Origin of the sequence: Pseudoxanthomonas sp. X-1, assembly GCF_020042665.1 — a bacterium.
Lineage (GTDB): Bacteria > Pseudomonadota > Gammaproteobacteria > Xanthomonadales > Xanthomonadaceae > Pseudoxanthomonas_A > Pseudoxanthomonas_A spadix_A.
The window spans coordinates 4302501-4320159 of sequence record NZ_CP083376.1 but is presented as its reverse complement, the minus strand read 5'-3'; the positions used below and the strand labels follow the sequence as shown (position 1 = coordinate 4320159).

At 71.4% G+C, this 17659-nt stretch carries 14 protein-coding genes; 5 read left to right on the top strand and 9 right to left on the bottom strand.

Annotation, left to right across the window (positions count from 1 at the left end; translation table 11 throughout):
- Positions 1-90 precede the first annotated feature (90 nt).
- Positions 91-2538 carry a YadA-like family protein gene (locus tag LAJ50_RS20250; RefSeq protein WP_255469387.1) on the top strand — a complete coding sequence of 816 codons (2448 nt, stop codon included), beginning with the start codon at positions 91-93 and terminating at the stop codon, positions 2536-2538.
- 111 nt (positions 2539-2649) lie between these two features.
- On the top strand, positions 2650-4617 hold the full coding sequence (locus LAJ50_RS19280) for a S8 family peptidase (protein ID WP_138653528.1): 1968 nt from the start codon (positions 2650-2652) through the stop codon (positions 4615-4617).
- A gap of 21 nt (positions 4618-4638) precedes the next feature.
- Here the strand turns inward: LAJ50_RS19280 and LAJ50_RS19275 are convergent, their stop codons facing one another.
- On the bottom strand, positions 4639-5019 hold the full coding sequence (locus LAJ50_RS19275) for a VOC family protein (RefSeq protein WP_130551571.1): 381 nt from the start codon (positions 5017-5019) through the stop codon (positions 4639-4641).
- Positions 5020-5022: 3 nt separating this feature from the next.
- Positions 5023-6375 carry an MFS transporter gene (locus LAJ50_RS19270; protein WP_138653526.1) on the bottom strand — a complete coding sequence of 451 codons (1353 nt, stop codon included), beginning with the start codon at positions 6373-6375 and terminating at the stop codon, positions 5023-5025.
- Positions 6376-6397: 22 nt separating this feature from the next.
- On the opposite strand from LAJ50_RS19270, the gene LAJ50_RS19265 reads away from it, so the two are divergent.
- Complete coding sequence (locus tag LAJ50_RS19265; RefSeq protein WP_130551573.1) at positions 6398-7309, top strand: LysR family transcriptional regulator; 912 nt, start codon at positions 6398-6400, stop codon at positions 7307-7309.
- 4 nt (positions 7310-7313) lie between these two features.
- Here LAJ50_RS19265 and LAJ50_RS19260 read toward each other — a convergent pair whose 3' ends face one another.
- Positions 7314-8432, bottom strand: a complete 1119-nt coding sequence (locus LAJ50_RS19260; RefSeq protein ID WP_138653524.1) for an NADH:flavin oxidoreductase — start codon at positions 8430-8432, stop codon at positions 7314-7316.
- Positions 8433-8533: 101 nt separating this feature from the next.
- On the opposite strand from LAJ50_RS19260, the gene LAJ50_RS19255 reads away from it, so the two are divergent.
- A complete protein-coding gene (locus tag LAJ50_RS19255; protein ID WP_130551575.1) occupies positions 8534-8932 on the top strand; it encodes a helix-turn-helix domain-containing protein in 399 nt (132 codons plus the stop codon).
- 1 nt (position 8933) lies between these two features.
- Here LAJ50_RS19255 and acpA read toward each other — a convergent pair whose 3' ends face one another.
- The 4 genes from acpA to LAJ50_RS19235 all read right to left on the bottom strand — a co-directional run bounded on the left by acpA (position 8934) and on the right by LAJ50_RS19235 (position 13765).
- The gene (acpA, locus tag LAJ50_RS19250) at positions 8934-10649 is read right to left on the bottom strand and encodes an acid phosphatase (protein WP_138653522.1); all 1716 of its coding nucleotides are present in this window, start codon (positions 10647-10649) and stop codon (positions 8934-8936) included.
- 152 nt (positions 10650-10801) lie between these two features.
- Complete coding sequence (locus tag LAJ50_RS19245; RefSeq protein ID WP_138653520.1) at positions 10802-11338, bottom strand: hypothetical protein; 537 nt, start codon at positions 11336-11338, stop codon at positions 10802-10804.
- A 108-nt stretch (positions 11339-11446) separates the two neighbouring features.
- Entirely contained in the window at positions 11447-12499 is a 1053-nt protein-coding gene (locus tag LAJ50_RS19240) for an aldo/keto reductase (RefSeq protein WP_138653518.1), read from the bottom strand.
- Positions 12500-12541: 42 nt separating this feature from the next.
- On the bottom strand, positions 12542-13765 hold the full coding sequence (locus LAJ50_RS19235) for an MFS transporter (protein ID WP_138653516.1): 1224 nt from the start codon (positions 13763-13765) through the stop codon (positions 12542-12544).
- 102 nt (positions 13766-13867) lie between these two features.
- On the opposite strand from LAJ50_RS19235, the gene LAJ50_RS19230 reads away from it, so the two are divergent.
- Positions 13868-14785 carry a LysR family transcriptional regulator gene (locus tag LAJ50_RS19230; protein ID WP_138653514.1) on the top strand — a complete coding sequence of 306 codons (918 nt, stop codon included), beginning with the start codon at positions 13868-13870 and terminating at the stop codon, positions 14783-14785.
- Between the two features lie 94 nt (positions 14786-14879).
- Here the strand turns inward: LAJ50_RS19230 and LAJ50_RS19225 are convergent, their stop codons facing one another.
- The gene (locus tag LAJ50_RS19225) at positions 14880-15965 is read right to left on the bottom strand and encodes a PA0069 family radical SAM protein (protein WP_138653512.1); all 1086 of its coding nucleotides are present in this window, start codon (positions 15963-15965) and stop codon (positions 14880-14882) included.
- A 179-nt stretch (positions 15966-16144) separates the two neighbouring features.
- Positions 16145-17500 (bottom strand): VOC family protein, encoded by a 1356-nt coding sequence (locus tag LAJ50_RS19220; RefSeq protein WP_138653510.1) that lies wholly within the window; start codon positions 17498-17500, stop codon positions 16145-16147.
- Positions 17501-17659 lie beyond the last annotated feature (159 nt).

The window sequence follows — 17659 nt, the reverse complement described above, 5'->3', positions numbered from 1 at the left end:
CCTACCACCATGCCCAGTCTTGTCACGTCGTCCGTGCGCCGTGGGCGCACTTCGTCCCTTCGCATCCTGCCGGCCTTGTCTTGCAGTCCGTTGACCGCCGCGTTGCTGCTCGTGCTGGCGCTGCCGGCCGGCGCCATGCCGGCGGCCGCCATGGACACGCCCGCCGGGTCGACCGTCCAGGCGGGCCAGCCCGACGCGCCCGCGCAGACCGCGACCCCGCAGGCCGATGACCCGGCCGTCGTCGCGGCAGCGGTGGATCCCAACTATTTCGCCGCCAGCGGCGCGGGCGACGGCAGCGACAACGCGGCCGCCGGCGGCACCAGCGCCGTGGGCATCGGCGCCGGCGCCGACGCGGCAGGGAACTTCGGCGTGGCGATTGGTGCCCGGGCCACGGTGAGCGACGCGTACGGCATCGCCATCGGCCACAACGTCACGGCCGGCAACACCGCCATCGCGATGGGTGACGGGGCGCGGGCCACCGGACAATCGGCCGTGGCCATCGGCGGCAGTTTCTTCGGCAGCACCTTCGGCGATTCCGATGGCGCGCGCGCCACCGGCTTCGGCGCGGTTGCCCTGGGCGCCTATGCGGAGGCGGTCGGCGACAACGCCACGGCCCTTGGCTGGTCGTCGACGGCAGCCGAGGCAGGGGCCGTGGCCGTGGGCAGTTCGGCCAACGCGCAGGCGGAATACGCCACGGCCTTCGGCAGTTCGAGCTCCGCGAGCGGGGCGGCGTCCATGGCGCTCGGTTATGCGAGCCGGGCGACCAACGACGCCGCCGTGGCCATCGGCACCTACGGCCTGGCCGAAGGATTCGCCGGCGTGGCCATCGGCTACGGCACCACCGCCTCGGGCGATGGCGGCACGGCGCTGGGCGAGGGCGCGATGGCGCAGGGCCAGCAGAGCGTGGCCATCGGCGCCAGCAATGCCAGCGTGTCCGCGCAGGCCAACGGGCTGGGCGCGGTGACGGTGGGTGCGGGCTCGTGGGCGCTGTCGGACTACGGCGTGGCGCTGGGCTTCGACAGCCACGCCGATGCGATGTACGCCACCGCCCTGGGCGCGCAGGCGATCTCCACCAGCGCCAGCGCCACCGCGCTCGGCGCGCAGACCTTCGCCGACGGCGACGAAGCCACCGCCGTGGGCTACATCGCCAGCGCCTCCGGCCTGGGCGCCACGGCGCTCGGGTCCGGGGCCAGCGCCCTGGGCGACGGGGCCCTGGCGCTGGGCACCAACAGCGCGGTGATCGGCGCGAACAGCGTCGCGCTGGGCGCCGGCAGCTTCGCCGACCGCGACAACAGCGTCTCGATGGGCGTGGCCGGTGCGGAGCGCCAGCTCATCAACGTGGCGGCCGGCACCGAGGACACCGATGCGGTGAACCTGGCGCAGCTGCATGCCCTGGCCGACACGGTGACGCTCGCCGGCGGCGCGACCGCCGAGGGCATGGGCGAGATGGCCGCGGCGTTCGGCGCCGGCGCGGGATACTCGGCGGCCGACGGCTTCGTGCTGCCGCGCTACAGCATCCAGGGCGCCAGCTTCACCAATGTCGGCGACGCCTTGACCGCGCTGGATGGTGCGTTCTCCGGCCTGTCCACGCGCGTGGCATCGCTGGAAGCCGCGCCGGCGGCCGGCAGCGGCGCCGGCGGCGTGGCGGTCGGCGGCGGCAGCACCAACGGTGCCAGCGTGGCCGATGGCAGCAACGGCGTGGCCGTCGGCGCCGGTGCGGCCACCGGTGGCCAGAACGGCACCGCCGTCGGCGGCGGCGCCTACGCCGCGGGCCCCAACGACACCGCGATCGGCGGCAACGCCAAGGTCAATGCCGATGGCAGCACCGCGCTCGGTGCCAATACGGTCGTCGCGGCCCAGGCCACCAATGCGGTGGCGGTCGGCGAGGGCGCCGCGGTCAGCGCGGCGTCCGGCACGGCGATCGGCCAGGGCGCCTCGGTCACGGCCGCTGGTGCGGTGGCGCTGGGCCAGGGCGCGGTCGCCGACCAGGCCAACACCGTCTCGGTGGGCAGTGTCGGCAACGAGCGCCGTGTCACCAACGTCGCCGCCGGCACCGGCGCGACCGATGCGGCCAATGTCGGCCAGATGCAGGCCGGCGATGCGCAGGCCGTGGCCACCGCCAACGCCTATACCGACACCGCCGCGACCAGAACCCTGGGCTCGGCCAATGCCTACACCGACACCACCGCGACCAAGACGCTGAGCTCGGCCAACGCCTACACCGACCGCAGGCTGACGGCGCTGGATGACCGCTTCACCCAGCTCTCCAACGACATCGGCCACAGGCTGGCCGCGCAGGACCGGCGCATCGACCGGATGGGGGCAATGGGCTCGGCGATGATGAACATGGCCGTCAATGCGGCCAATTCCAGGAGCGCGAACGGCCGAATCGCCACCGGCGTCGGCTGGCAGAACGGCGAGGCCGCCCTGTCAGTGGGCTACGCCAGGCAGATCGGCGAGCGCGCCTCCTTCAGCATCGGCGGGGCGTTCAGCGGCGACGACACCTCCGCCGGCTTCGGCTTCGGCATCGACCTGTAACGACACGCTCTTCGCGCGGCGGCCCACCGCCGCGCCGCGTTCCCTTCGCGTTTCCATTTCGCCCAGATCCGGCGGCGCGCACAGCGGCCGCTCCTTGCCCGAGGTCCCACGATGAACCCGACGTCCACCTCTCTCCGCCGCAGCGTGCTGGCGATCGCGCTGACCGCCGCCGTCTCTCCCGCGCTGGCGCAGGTCTCGCGTTTCGGCACCCTGCAGACCGGGGTCGCCAGCGAACCGGTCGCCGTCTACGACGGCCTGCTGGTCACCTACCGCAACGGCAGCAGCGAACGCGCCAGCGCCACGGCCGCCGCGGCCAAGCTGAAATCGGCGCTGGCCACCACCGCCGTGCGCAGCCAGTGGAATGCCCAGTTCCGCCAGGCCCCGCCGGCGCTGAACCGCGTGCGCCGCATCGCCACCGGCGCCGATCTGGTGCGCCCGGCCCGCTCGCTCAGCCAGGAACAACTCGACAGCCTGATGCAGGCCCTGCGCGCAGATCCCTCGGTGGCGCATGTCGAGCCCAACCTGCTGATGAAGCCGATCCGCGCGACCGCCAAAGCGATCCTGCCGCCGGGCCAGGCACCAAACGATCCGGGCGCCGTGGTGCAGTGGCACATGCGCGCCGCCGACGGCCACGCCGAATACACCGAGCCGAACGGCAGCACGGTCAACTTCCCCAACTGGGGCGGCATCAACGCGATCCCGGCCTGGCAGTACGGCGATGGCGACGGCGTGGTGGTCGCGGTCATCGATACCGGCATCACCGCCCATCCGGACCTGGACACGTCCCTGGCCGACGCCGGCTACGACTTCATCAGCAGCGGCTACATGTCCGGCCGCGCCACCGACGGTCGCGCGCCGGGCGGCTGGGACCTGGGCGACTGGACCAGTGAGGACAGGTTCCTGGTCGAGAACGGCGGCTGCGCGCAGAGCTACGAACAGTCTGACAGCTCCTGGCACGGCACCCACGTGGCCGGCACCGTCGGTGAGCTGACCAACAACGGCGTCGGCATGATCGGCGTGGCGCCCAAGGCCAAGGTGCTGCCGGTGCGCGCGCTGGGTCACTGCGGCGGCACCACCGCCGATATCGCCGATGCGATCACCTGGGCCTCGGGCGGTCACGTCGACGGCGTGCCGGACAACCAGCACCCGGCCGAGGTGATCAACATGAGCCTGGGCGGCTACGGCAGCTGCGCCAGCGACGGCGTCACCGCCGCGGCGATCAGCGGGGCGATCGCGCGCGGCACCACGGTGGTCGTCGCGGCCGGCAACGACAACAGCGACGCCAGCGCCTATACGCCCGCCAGCTGCCCGGGCGTGATCAACGTGGCGGCCACCGGCATCACCGGCAAGCGCGCCTACTACTCCAACTACGGCAGCAGCATCACGCTGTCCGCGCCGGGCGGTGGCGCCTACACCAACGACGATCCGAACACCGGCACCCAGCCGCGCGCGGGGTTCGTCTGGTCCACCCTCAACCGCGGCACGCACGAACCGGGCGAGCCGGCCTACGCCGGCTATACCGGGACGTCGATGGCCTCGCCGCATACCGCCGGCGTCGTCGCGCTGGTCATCAGCGCCGCCTACAACGCCGGCAAGCCGATCCCCACGCCCCAGCAGATCCGGGAAATCCTGACGCAGACCTCCAACGTGTTTCCGATCAAGCCGACCCTGCGCATCGGCGCGGGCATCCTGGACGCCAGCAAGGCCGTGGCGCGCGCCGCGGGCGCGGCCGGCGGTGGCGACGAGGCCAGTGCCGTGATGCTGACCAAGGGCCAGGTCCTGGCCGGCCAGAGCGCGGCGCAGGGCGGCACCCAGCTGTTCCGCATCGACGTGCCGGTCAATGCGCGCAACCTGCAGATCCGCACGCTGGGCGGCAGCGGCCAAGTGAAGATGTACGTGCGCGCCACGCGCGCGCCCAGCGCCGACGGCAGCGATGCCGACGTCAGCTCGGTGCGCGCCGGCACCACGCAGAACATGCAGACCGCGCTGCCGCTCTCCGACAGCTACTTCATCCGCCTGGTCGGCGGCACCGGCGGCTACCGCAACATCAGCCTGACCGCGACCTACTCGGCGTACTGACGCGCCGCGCTCCGACGCGGATCAGGCCGGGCGGCTGACCTCGATCAGGTTGCCGTCCGGGTCGCGGAAGTACAGCGAGGTGATCGGCCCGGTGGCGCCCGTGCGCGCGACCGGGCCTTCTTCGATAGCCACGCCCAGCGCCTGCAGCTGCGCCTGCGCCTGATCGATCGGCGTGTCGATCAGCAGGCACAGGTCGGCCGACCCCGGCGTGGGCGTGCGCGCCTTGGGTTCGAACTCATGTCCGTGGCGGTGCAGGTTGATCTTCTGCCGACCGAACGCCAGCGCCTTGCGGCCCTGGCCGAAGGTGACCACCTCCATGCCCAGCACCCGCGCATAGAAGGCACAGCTGGCCTCCACGTCGGCCACGGTCAGGACCAGGTGGTCCAGGCGCTCGACTTTCATCGCTCATTCTCCTCGGGGCGGGTGCGGACCGAAGCGGCCGTAGGGTCTGCTGTCGTCGGCGCCGTTGCGCAGCACCTGCGCGGCCAGCAGCGCCAGCGCCTGCAGGGCCAGGCAGAAGATCACCAGTGCCTTCCAGCCGCCGTGCTGCCAGAACCAGCCGCTGACCGAGCCGATCACGCTGGAGCCGATGTAGTAGGCCAGCAGGTACAGCGAGGCGGCGTGGCTCTTGCTGGCCCTGCCCAGCCGGCCGACCCAGGCGCTGGCGGCCGAGTGGGCGATGAAGAAGCCGATCGTCAGCAGCACGATGCCGGTGATCACCAGCCACAGGACATGCGACAGCGTCATCGCCACCCCGGCGATCGCGCAGACCGTGCCGGCCAGCACCACCGGCCCGCGGCCGAAGCGATCCGAGGCCGACCCGGCCACCGAGGACGAGACGATGCCGAACACGTAGGCCGAGAAGATCAGCCCGATCTGGCTCTGGCTCAGGCCGAACTCCGGCCCGCCCAGGCGGAAGCCCGCATAGTTGTAGACGCTGACGAAGGTGCCCATCAGCAGGAACGGGATCGCGAACAGCCAGGGCAGGTAGCGGTCGCGCAGGTGTCCGCCCCAGGCCTGCAGGTGATAGCCCAAGCGCACCCCGGTCTTGCGCACGAAGTTGCGCGAGGGCGGCAGCAGCAGCACGAAGCCGATCGCCACCGCCAGATCGAACGCGCTGAGCGTGGCCAGCGCCGTGCGCCAGCCCAGGTGGTCGGTCAGCACGCTCATCCCGATCCGCCCCATCATCCCGCCGAAGGCGTTGCCGGCCACGTACAGTCCGGTGGCCGCGCCCAGCTTGTGGCCCGGCAGTTCCTCGGCCAGGTAGACCATCGCCACCGCCGGCACGCCGCCCAGCGCGACGCCCGAGAGCATGCGCACCACCACCAGCGACTCCCAGTGCGGCAGGAAGGCGGCCACGCCGTTGAGCACCGCGGCCAGCGAGATGGAGGCGAACATCAGCCCGCGCCGGCCCAGGTTCTCGGACACCGCGCCGGCGCAGAAGATCGCCACCGCCAGCCCGCCGGTGGCCAGCGACAGCGGCAGCGAACTGGCGGCCGCGCTCACCCCGAAGCTCCTGGCGAACTCGGGCAGCAGCGGCTGCACGCTGTAGAGCAGCGAGAAGGTGGCGAACCCGGCCAGGAACAGCGCCAGGCGGATGCGCGCCAGCGGCAGCGGCGTATCGAGGTCGGCGGGCGCCGGACCGGAGTCCAGGGCACGGGCGGAAGCGCGGGGCATGGCGAAGGAGGCTGGCGCGGGGCAGGGCAGTATCTGGCCGCGTCGTCCATGCGTCCAATATATGATGCAGGCAGTCGCTATATGCGAAACATATGGGGTCGTCGTGGAGCTTCGCCACCTGCGCTACTTCCTGGCCGTGGCCGAGGAGGCCAACTTCACCCGCGCCGCCGCGCGCGTGGGCATCGGCCAGCCGCCGCTGAGCCAGCAGATCCAGGCGCTGGAGAAGGAGCTGGGCACGCCGCTGTTCGTGCGCACCCCACAGGGCGCCCAGCTGACCGACGCCGGTCAGGCTTTCCTGCTGGAGGTGCGCCGCGTGCTGGTCGACGTCGAGCGCGCCGCCGACAGCGCGCGCCGGGCCGCACGCGGCGAAAGCGGCCGCCTGCGGCTGGGATTCACCGCCTCGGCCGCGTTCAACCCGGTAGTGCCGCAGCTGATCCGCGATTACCGCCGCGCCTGGCCCGCGGTCGAGCTGGCGCTGGAGGAGACCAACACCGCCGGTCTGCTCGACGGCCTGGCCCAGGGCCGGCTGGATGCGGCCTTCATCCGCTACAGCGTGGCCACGCCGCCGGAACTGGTGCTGATCCGCTTCCCGGACGAGCCGATGAAGATCGCCGTGCCGGCGGCCCATCCGCTGGCGGCGCGGCGCAGCGCGCCGCTGTCGGTGCTGGCCGGCGAGCCGTTCATCCTGTTTCCGCGCAGCTTCGGCACCAGCCTCTACGACGAGATCCTCTCGGCCTGCCGCCAGGCCGGCTTCAGCGTGGCCATCACCCAGGAGGCGCCGCAGATGTCCTCCATCGTCAACCTGGTCGCGGCCGAGCTGGGCGTGTCGGTGGTGCCAGAATCCACCGCGCAGCTGCAACTGCCTGGCGTGCGCTACCTGGACATCGAGGGCCCGGTGCCGATGGCGCGGCTGGCGCTGGCGGCCATGCCTGTACAGGCCCACACGCCGCCGCCGCTGCGCCACCTGCTGGCGCTGGCGCGCGGCGGCGATCCGGCCACGGCCGGCGCCGCCTGAGCGATCAGTCCAGCCGGCGCAGCGCCGCGGCGTCGAAGTCGCGCAGTTCGCCGGTGGCGCCGCGGTGGATCTTCTCCGCCCAGCGCGCATCGCTCAGCAGCGCCCGGCCGACGGCGATCAGGTCGAACTCCTCGCGCTCCATGCGCGCCACCAGCCGGTCCAGGCCCACGGCGCTGGAGCCTTCGCCGCCGAAGGCGCCCATGAAGTCGCCCGACAGGCCGACCGAGCCCACGCTGATCGTCGCCGCGCCGGTGAGCTTCTTCGCCCAGCCGGCGAAGTTGAGCCCCTCGGCCCCGTCGATCTCCGGGAACTCCGGCTCCCAGAAGCGCCGCTGCGAACAATGCAGCACGTCCACGCCGGCCTCCACCAACGGCACCAGCCACGCGGCCATCGCCTCGGGCGTGTCGGCCAGGCGCGCGCTGTAGTCCTGCTGCTTCCACTGGCTCAGGCGCAGGATGATCGGGAACTCGGGACCGACGGCCGCGCGCATGGCCCGCACCACCTCGACGGCGAAGCGCGCGCGTTCGGCCAGCGTTTCGCCGCCGTAGCGATCGCCACGCGTGTTGGTCGGGGCCCAGAAGAACTGGTCGAGCAGATAGCCGTGCGCGCCGTGGATCTCCAGCGTGTCGAAGCCCAGGGCCCGGGTGTCGGCCGCCGCCCGCGCATAGGCGGCGATGGTGTCGGCGATGTCCTCCTCGGTCATCGCCCGGCCGCGCGGCTTGCCCGGCGCCTCCAGGCCCGACGGGCTCTCGACGCCGTCCTGTTCCCACCCCGTCTGGAAGCTCTGCACCGCGCCGACATGCCACAGCTGTGGGCCCATGCGGCCACCGGCCTGGTGCACGCCCTCGATCACCGCACGCCAGCCGGCCAGCGCCGCCTGCCCGTGGAAGACGGGGATGCCCGGGTCGTTGCGCGCGCCCGGCCGGTCCACCACCGTGCCTTCGGACAGGATCAGGCCGACCTCGTGCTCGGCGCGGCGCCGGTAGTAGGCCGCCACATCCGGGCCGGGCACGCCACCGGGCGAGAAGGACCGGGTCATCGGCGCCATCACGATGCGGTTCTTCAGCGCCAGCGATTTGACCTGGAAGGGGCGGAACAGCACCTGCGCGGCAGTGGAGGACATGGACGATTCCGTGGAGGGAGGAAGGCGCCAGAGGGTATATTTCGTATACCAGGTGTCAATCAGGCACCACGCAGCGACCAGGTATCCCCGAGGAAACCGCCATGCATGCCCAACCCAAGGTGCTCTCCGCCGTCGATTGCCCCAGCCGCCTGTTGCTGGACCAGATCGCCGACAAGTGGTCGGTGCTGGTGCTCGCCGCCCTCTGCCGCCAGCCGCTGCGTTTCAACATGCTCAAACGCACGCTGGAAGGCATCACCCAGAAGGCGCTCACCCAGACGCTGCGCCGGCTGGAGCGCAACGGCATCGTCGAGCGCCGGGTGGTCACCGCCTCGCCGATCGCGGTGGAGTACCGCATCACCGCGCTCGGCCGCACGCTCAAGGCGCCGTTCGAGGCGCTTCACGCCTGGACCCGCGAGCACCTGCCCGACGTCGAGCAGGCGCGCGCGGCGTTCGACGCCCGCGAGCAGGCGCAGGCGCTGCCCGCGGCCGCCAACGACTGATTCAGGCCTGGCCGAAGTCCAGCGCGCCGGTCAGATCGCCCGGCGGCGGCCCGCCGGCGGCGACCATCGCGTCCTCGCGCAGCTTCAGACCCGGCAGCTTCTCCAGGCCGAAGCGGCGCGTGATCAGGCGCGCGATCGAGCCGGTGTCGTAGATCGTGTGGTCCACGTGCCCGCGCTTGGCGAAGGGCGAGATCACCAGCGCCGGGATGCGCGTGCCCGGTCCCCAGCGATCGCCCTTGGGCGGCGCGACGTGGTCCCACCAGCCGCCGTTCTCGTCGAAGGTGATGACCACGACCATCTGCTTCCACTGCGGGCTGTTCTGCAGCGCGTGCACGATCGCCGCCAGGTGCCGGTCGCCGGCCTCGATGTCCGAGTAGCCGGCATGCATGTTGAGATTGCCCTGCGGCTTGTAGAACGTCACCGGCGGCAGCTTGCCGGCCTGCGCGTCGGCGATGAACTTGTTGGTCGCCGCGGTCTCGCCCAGGCCGCCATCGCGCAGGTGCTGCTTGCGCGCCGCGCTGCCCGGCGCCAGCGAGGCAAAGTAGTTCAGCGGCTGGTGATGCGCCTGGAAGTTCGGATGGCTGGGGAAGCTGCCGTCGTTGCTGTCGCCCATGCCGTCCAGCGCCGCCTGGAACGCGCCGGCGTACCAGGCCCAGTCCACGCCCTTGGCGCTCAGCATGTCGCCGATGTGCTTGTGCGACTGCGGCGGGCAGGTATTGGCGCTGCCGGCATCGGCCAGCGCGGGGTTGGCCTTGTCCACGTTGAAGCCCGGCGAGTACGGCGGCCCGATCGTGTTGACCGCCCAGTAGTCCGGCGTCAGCGTCGGGCGCGAGGTGAACTTGGCCACGCCGTCCATCGCGCTGGCCGGGCTGTTCTCGGCCGGGATCAGTGCCTTGCCGTCGGGCTTGCCGTCGGCGGTCTTGGCGATGTGCAGCTTGGCCGGACTCCTGTCGGCGTCCGGATAGAACGGCGGCTGCGCGGCGACCAGGTACTGGTGGTTGAGGAACGAGCCGCCGAAGGCGCCCATGAAGAAGTTGTCGCACAGCGTGTACTGCTGGGCCAGCCGCCACAGGCGCAGATTCACCGCGCTGTCGGCGTAGTGCCCCATCAGCAGCGCGCCGGTGTCGCCCCAGGCGACGAAGCCATCGTTCCTGCCGCCGTTGATCTGCATCTGGTTGCGGTAGAACTCGTGCACCAGGTCGCGCGTGACCACCCCGTGCGGCAGCGGCTCGCCGGTCGGCGTCTTCAGCGCGAACGGCGCGTTGGGCAGGCCGGTGATGTCCTCCTGCTTGATCTGGTAGCGGCGGTGATTGACCACCTGGGCATCGGGCACCATGCCGTCCCAGATCGGCGGCAGCGTCTTGAGCGGAGTGCCGTCGCGATCCTTCTGCACCGCCTTGGCCGGGTCGAGCGCCTTCAGCGGCTGCTGCAGTCCCGGGAAGTCGGCGAACAGGTTGTTGAAGCTGCGGTTCTCCGCATACAGCACCACGATGGTCTGCACATGCTCGCGCAGCTGCACATCGGTGACCGGCGTGGCGGCGCGTGCGCCGGCCTTCGCCGAAGCGCCGGCCGCCACCTTCGCGGTCTCGGCGGCGGCGGCTTCCCGGCCACCCAGCCCCAGCGCCGCGCCCGCGGCCGCGAGCCCGCCCAGCAGCCGGCGACGCTGCGGATCGGAAGGAGGGGAGGACTCGGGCAGATCGTCGTCGTGCTGGCTCATCATGGACTCTGTGCGGAAACGAAGAAGGCGCCCCTCGCGGAGCGCCCTCTAGTGTGCAGAGTCTGCGTGACCGTCGTCAGGCACGAAGGTCATGCCTGGGCCACCAGTCACATTGGCGGCCTGGCTCGAAATGAAGGTCACGCCGCGGATGGTCAGGCGCGCTTTGAGCCAGAAGAGCTCGTCGGCGGCTGCGCCGGCGCTGGCGGCTGGGGTGCAGGCACAGGGGGCCGTGCTTGGCGACGCGGTTCCGGCAGCGGAGCTTGACGCAGCACGGGAGGACCGCGGACGTCGTCCACCAGGGCATAACGGTCGCCATCGAGCAGCCAGAACCACGCGCCGTAAGGGACCTGTTTGCTCTCCACGGGAAGGAAGCGGGCCGCATACCGACCGTCTTCCGTCGGCGTGAGGTCCAGCTTCATGCGCATCACGATCTGGGCGTTGACCGGCTTGTCGTCCCGCAACGCCGGCGCGACGATGGCTTCGTCCAGATTCTTGCGGAGCAGCTTGCTCAGCGAAGGCTTCAAGGCCTGTGACACCTGCACATGCGTGACCTTGCCCTGGCTGTTGACCGACACCAGGACCGGCACGATGCCCTGTTCATACCTGGCCACGGTCAACTCGGTGGCTGCGCAACCGAAACTCGCGAGCGCCAGCGCGCCTACGCACAACCCTGCAAGGCAACGTTCCATCTTCGAACTCCTTCTCTTCAGGAAACGAGCATTGAATCCATCGGTCGCCAGGCTTCTGACCGCGCGAAGCGTCGCGTTCTTCCGAATCTACGCCGAGCACCCCGTTTGTCAAATCCGGGGCGGCGCCTGGGGCACCGCCACCGGGCTGCGCTCGGCGAACTGCCCGCGCCAGTACGGGTAGTAGGGATACGGCGGCTCCACCGCGCTGGCGGCGTCGAGGCGGGCGATCTGCTCGGGCGACAGCGACCAGCCGACCGCGCCGAGGTTGTCGCGCAGCTGCGCCTCGGTGCGCGCGCCGATCAGCACGGTGCTCACGGTCGGGCGCTGCAGCAGCCAGTTGATCGCCACCTGGGGCACGCTGCGACCGGCCTCCAGGGCGATCGCGTCCAGCACATCGACCAGGGCGAACAGGCGTTCGTCATCGATGGCCGGGGCGAACGCGGCGGTGTCGTGCAGCCGGCTCTGCGCAGGCAGCGGTTGGCCGCGGCGCAGCCGGCCGGTCAGTCGGCCCCAGCCCAGCGGGCTCCACACCACCGCGCCCAGGCCCTGGTCCAGGCCCAGCGGCATCAGCTCCCACTCGTAATCGCGTCCGGCCAGCGAGTAATAGGTCTGGTTGGCGACGAAGCGGCTCCAGCCATGCGCGTCGGCCGCCGCCAGCGATTTCATCAGCTGCCAGCCGGCATAGTTCGATGCGCCCAGGTAGCGGACCTTGCCGGCCCTGACCAGGCCGTCGAGCGTGGACAGCGTTTCCTCGACCGGCGTCATCGCATCGAAGGCGTGCAGCTGCAGCAGATCGATGTAGTCGGTGCGCAGGCGCCGCAGCGAGGCATCGACCGCGCGCAGCAGGCGCAGGCGCGAGGCGCCGGCATCGTTGGGCCCATCGCCCAGGCGCAATCCGGTCTTGGTCGAGATCAGCGCCCGCTCGCGGCGCCCGGCCAGCGCCGCGCCGAGGATCTCTTCGGAGGCGCCGTCGGAATACACATCGGCCGTGTCGAAGAAGTTCGCGCCGGCCTCCAGGCACAGATCGACCAGGCGCGTGGCCTGTTCGACGCCGGTGTCGCCCCAGGCCGAGAACAGCGGCCCCTTGCCGCCGAAGGTGCCGGCGCCGAAGCCCAGCACGGGGACTCGCAGGCCGGAGCGGCCGAGCAGTCGGGTTTCCATCGGAATCATCCTGTGTCGAGAAAGGGGACGTCGTCGCCAGGCTCAGCCGGCGTGTTCGCCTTGGAGTCGGCGCGGGCACGGGGACGCCTTCGCCGAGCGCGTCTCCAGGCGCACCGCCCAGGCCGCCACGACCAGCGCCGACAGCGGCACCAGTGCGCCGATCCACGGCAGCGCGGTCAGGCCGGCGCCATGTGCCAGCACCAGGCCGCCGAGCCAGGCGCCCAGCGCATTGCCCAGGTTGAACGCGCCGATGTTCAGGCTCGACGCCAGGCTCTGCGCGCCGGCGGCCTTCTGCAGCACCCACAGCTGCAGCGGCGACACCGTGGCGAACGCCGCCGCGCCCAGCAGGCCGGTCAGCAGCACCATCGCCCAGCGGCTGTGCAGCGCGAGGCCCACCAGCCCCATCGCCACGGCCAGCGCCAGCAGCGTGCCCAGCAGCGCCGGGCGCAGGCTGCGGTCGGCCAGGCGTCCGCCCAGCAGGTTGCCCACGATCATGCCGACGCCGAACACCAGCAGGATCGGCGACACCGCCGCGTCGCCAAAGCCCGTCACCTGGGTCAGCAAGGGCTGGATGTAGGTATAGACCGTGAACACCCCGCCGAATCCCAGCACGGTCATCAGCAGGCCCAGCAGCACGGGCGCGCGCAGCACGGCCGCGGCTTCCTCGCGCAGCGAACCCGGCGTCGGCGCATTGCGGTCGTGCGGGACCAGCGTGGCGATCACCACTGTGGCCATCACGCCGATCGCCGTCACCGCCCAGAACGTCGCCCGCCAGCCGTGGTGCAGCCCCAGCCATGCGCCGGCCGGCACGCCTAGCAGCGTGGCCACGGTCAGGCCGGTGAACATGATCGAGATCGCCGAGGCCTTGCGCGCCTCCGGCACCAGCGAGGTCGCCACCACCGCGCCCACGCCGAAGAACGTGCCGTGCGCCAGCGAGGTGACCACGCGCGCGGCCATCAGCAAGGCGTAGTTCGGGGCGAGCGCGCAGGCCAGGTTGCCCACCGTGAACACCACCATCAGCGCCACCAGCACGGCCTTGCGCGGCATGCGCCCGGTCGCCGCGGTCAGCAGCGGCGCGCCGACGAACACGCCCAGCGCATAACCGGAAATCAGCAGACCGGCGCTGGCGAGGCCGACGTGCAGATCGGTCGCGACCTGCATCAGCAGGCCCATGATCACGAATTCGGTCGTGCCGATGCCGAAGGCGCCGGCGGTCAGCGCATAGACCGCCAGTGGCATGCGCGAAGGAGTCGAGGAGGCAGGCATGGGATCGCCTTGGGAGGGGGAGTTCAACAGCGTGCGCCGGAGAACGGGCAAGAAAAACCGCTGCTATGCTGAATCACTTTCAAGATTTCATTGAGAATGGCCATGGATCGCGTTGGCGACATCGCCCTGTTCCTGCGGGTGCTGGACCTGGGCTCGATCAGCGCCGCCGCCCGCCAGCTCGACCTGTCGGCGGCCGTGGCCAGCCAGCGGCTCAAGCGTCTGGAGCGCGAACTGGGCGTGCGCCTGCTGCACCGGACCACGCGCCGCCTGCACCCCACCCCCGAAGGCCAGGCCCTGGCCGAGCGGGGCCGCGTGCTGGTGCGCGACCTGGAGGCCCTGGGTGAGGACCTGCGCGAGAGCGCCCAGCAGGTCTCGGGGACCCTGCGCGTCACCCTGTCGGCATCATTCGGCATGCTCTACGTCGCGCCGCTGCTGCCGGAGTTCCAGCGCCTGCATCCCAGGCTGCGCGTCAGCGTGCATCTGAGCGATCACCTGGTGGACCTGGTCAAGGAAGGCTTCGACCTGGCCATCCGCATCGGGCCATTGGCCGACTCGGGCCTGTTCGCGCGCAACCTGGCCTCCAACGCGCGCGTGCTGTGCGCTTCGCCCGACTACCTGCGCCGCAAGGGCACGCCGAAGACGCCGGCCGACCTGGCCGACCATGACGGCGTGCTGCTCATGGGCCGCGACGGCCGCCAGGATGTCTGGACCCTGGTCGGTCCGGACCGGCAGAGTGTGCGCGTGCGCATGGCCAGCCGCTTCGAGAGCAATTTCGGCGAGGTCCTGCGCGAGGCCGTGCTGGCCGGCCAAGGCATCGCCGTGCATTCGCTGTGGCATATCGCCGCCGACCTGCGCGCCGGGCGCATGGTCGCGGTGCTGCCCGACTGGCGTCCGCCGGCCACGCACATCAGTGCCGTCACCCCGGCGCGGCTGCAGCCGCCGCGGGTGCGACGCTTCGTCGAATTCCTGACCGCCCAGCTCGGCGACCCGCCGCCGTGGGAGCGGCTTGAAGCGCCGTGAGGCCCCCGGCAGGCTTCGCAGCGAGGCCTCCCGCGCGGCGGCGGCGTGGTGGCGAGGCGAGACCGGCGGCGCGGTGGTTCGCGAACCCAGGCGCTCAGAACAACACGCCCTGCGGCGATGGCGGTCGCGGCGGCATCGGCCTGACGAAACGGCTGCAGTCCAGGCCGCGGCGGGGAACATCGGCGTAGCCCAGGCGCTTGTGCGCCAGGGCGAAGCGCCGCGCCAGCAGGTCGGCATACACCCCTTGGCCACGCATGCGCTTGCCGAAGGTGCTGTCGTAGTCCTTGCCACCGCGCAGCTGACGCACCGTGCTCATCACGTGCGCGGCGCGGTCGGGGTGGTGCGCCTGCAGCCAGTCACGGAACAGCGGCGCCACTTCGTGCGGCAGGCGCAGCAGCACGTAGCCGGCCGATTCGGCACCGGCCTCGCGGGCCGCTTCCAGCACCGCTTCCAGTGCATGGTCGTTGATCCACGGGATCACCGGCGCCACCATCACCCCGACCGGCACCCCGGCCTCGTGCAGGGTGCGCATCGCGCGCAGCCGCGCGTGCGGCGCCGACGCGCGTGGCTCAAGCCTGGCCGACAGACGCGGGTCCAGCGAGGTCACCGAAAAGTGCACACTGACCAGATTGTCGCGCGCCAGCGGCGCCAGCAGGTCCAGGTCGCGCTCGACCAGCGCATTCTTGGTGATCAGCGAGAACGGGTGGCGGGTCTCGGCGAAGACCTCGATCAGGCGGCGGGTCAGCTGCAGCTTGCGCTCGATCGGCTGGTAGGCATCGGTGTTGATGCCCAGCGCGATCGGGCTGGCCACGTAGCCGGGTTTGGCCAGTTCGCGGCGCAACAGGTCCGGCGCATTGGTCTTGGCGAACAGCCGCGTCTCGAAATCCAGCCCCGGCGACAGGTTCAGATAGGCGTGGCTGGGGCGGGCGAAGCAATAGCTGCAGCCGTGCTCGCAGCCGCGATACGGGTTGACCGACTGCGTGAAGCCCACGTCCGGCGACTGGTTGCGACTGATGATGCTGCGCGCGGTCTCCTCGCTGACCTGCGTGCGCAATCGCGGTGCGGCGAACTCCTCGCTGTCGTCGGCATGCCAGCCGTCATCCTCGGCCTGGCTGACGGTCCGTTCGAAGCGGCCGGCCAGGTGACTGCTCGCGCCGCGGCCCTTGATGACCTTGCTCATGCGCACAGGCTACGCGCCCGCCATCTCGACGGATGCGACGCGGTCCGCCTGCAACGGGCGAGCCCCGTCAGGGTGGTGTTCCGGCGCCAAGCCCTGAACGCGCCGCAGACCAGCGCATCGTGATGAGATGGTCAGGGCGATCGCAGCGACGTGGGGCCTGACGAACTTCGGCCGGCCCCCTAGCGCAGGCCTTGCAGCGAGGCCTCCTGCAGCGCCGCGTAGATCGCGAATTCATCGGCCACCGGCGCGCCCAGCGCCGCCTCGAATTCGGCCCGGCGGGCATTGGCCGCATAGGCATGCTGCTCGCCCCCGCCCAGGTTGGACTGGAAGATGCCGGCCGCGCTGACCGGCAGGAAATCCTCGTAGACGATCGGGTCGGCCGTGGCCAGGCCACGCGCGATCAGCACCTCGGCCGGCGCATCGCGTTCGGCCGCCGGCGCCGCGCGCCCCCGCCCGGTCAGCGCGTAGCGGAAATAGCCCAGGCCCTCCCGTCGCAGCGTGTCCAGGTCGTCGGGGAACTGCGTGAACGCCGCCGCCAGCCGCGCCGGATAATCCGCGCCCGTACTGCCCGCGCCGGCATCGCGTGCCTGGTCCAACAGCGCGTCGTACAGCGCCCGGCCCTTCGGCGTCAGCGCCAGGCCGCGCTGCTCGATCTCGCCGAAGCGCGCGGTATGCGTGCCGGCCTCGGCGGCCTCGCCGTTCGGGAAGGACACTGCCTCCTCCAGCGCCTTGAAGCTGGTCTGCCGCAGCAGGATCGGGACCGCGCGCGGCGGCGGGCCCTCGATCACCGCCTTGGCCTCGATCCCGCGCGCCAGCATCTGCGCCTGGGCCGCATCGATGTCCAGCGTGCGCGGCGTGAGGTGGTTGATATGCGGGCCGTGGAAACACACCACGTCGGCGATCAGCCGATGCGCCTCGCTCAAGGCCTGATAGGTGGCGCGCGAGACCGTCGCATCGCCATGCCAGCGGAAGGTTTCCAGCGCCTCGGCGACAAAGCGCCTGGCATCCTCCTCGCCCAGCCCGCCGTCGCGTTCGTGCTGCGCGATCAGCGCCCGCACGGCAGGGGTGAAGATGTCGCGCCTGGCCAGGATTTCGGCCGCCTGCGCGCGCAGCGCGGCGTCCTCGATCAGCTCCAGCCGCAGCAGCGAGGTGAACACCCGAAAGGGATTGGCCGCCAGCGCCTGCGCCGTGGTCGGGCGGAAGGCGGTCGAATGTACCGGCACCCCGGCGACCGACAGGTCGTAGTAGCCCACCGGCGCCATGCCCATGACCGCGAACAGCCGGCGCAGCATCGACAGTTCCTCGGCCGTGCCGACCCGGATCGCGCCGTGGCGCTCCTGATCCAGCCGGGCGCGCTCGTCGTTGCGTGTCAGCCTGTCCTCCAGGGCGGGATCGGCGTGGAGCGTCTGCGCATTGACCTGCGCCACCAGTTCCATCAGCGTGCCGTACAGCGGCACCTCGGTGCGATACATGTCCGACATCGCCTGCGCGAACAGGCCGCGGATGTGGTCGGACGAAACGAACCCTTGCGACATCGTGGAGCGCTCCTGCGGGAAAGGCCGAGGCAGCAGGCCCGGCTCTGGCGCGCATTGTCGATGGCCGTCACGCCGCGCGCCATCTGCAGCGCCACAACCCCGACGCCGTCCGCAGCATGGTCAGGTGCCAACGGGAGCCTGGCGGCATCGTGGGCGGGG

Coding starts and splice junctions, on each gene's coding strand:
- LAJ50_RS19280 (WP_138653528.1), top strand. CDS start 2,650: ATGAACCCGACGTCCACCTCTCTCCGCCGCAGCGTGCTGGCGATCGCG.
- LAJ50_RS19275 (WP_130551571.1), bottom strand. CDS start 5,019: ATGAAAGTCGAGCGCCTGGACCACCTGGTCCTGACCGTGGCCGACGTG.
- LAJ50_RS19260 (WP_138653524.1), bottom strand. CDS start 8,432: ATGTCCTCCACTGCCGCGCAGGTGCTGTTCCGCCCCTTCCAGGTCAAA.
- LAJ50_RS19255 (WP_130551575.1), top strand. CDS start 8,534: ATGCATGCCCAACCCAAGGTGCTCTCCGCCGTCGATTGCCCCAGCCGC.
- acpA (WP_138653522.1), bottom strand. CDS start 10,649: ATGAGCCAGCACGACGACGATCTGCCCGAGTCCTCCCCTCCTTCCGAT.
- LAJ50_RS19245 (WP_138653520.1), bottom strand. CDS start 11,338: ATGGAACGTTGCCTTGCAGGGTTGTGCGTAGGCGCGCTGGCGCTCGCG.
- LAJ50_RS19240 (WP_138653518.1), bottom strand. CDS start 12,499: ATGGAAACCCGACTGCTCGGCCGCTCCGGCCTGCGAGTCCCCGTGCTG.
- LAJ50_RS19235 (WP_138653516.1), bottom strand. CDS start 13,765: ATGCCTGCCTCCTCGACTCCTTCGCGCATGCCACTGGCGGTCTATGCG.
- LAJ50_RS19230 (WP_138653514.1), top strand. CDS start 13,868: ATGGATCGCGTTGGCGACATCGCCCTGTTCCTGCGGGTGCTGGACCTG.
- LAJ50_RS19225 (WP_138653512.1), bottom strand. CDS start 15,965: ATGAGCAAGGTCATCAAGGGCCGCGGCGCGAGCAGTCACCTGGCCGGC.
- LAJ50_RS19220 (WP_138653510.1), bottom strand. CDS start 17,500: ATGTCGCAAGGGTTCGTTTCGTCCGACCACATCCGCGGCCTGTTCGCG.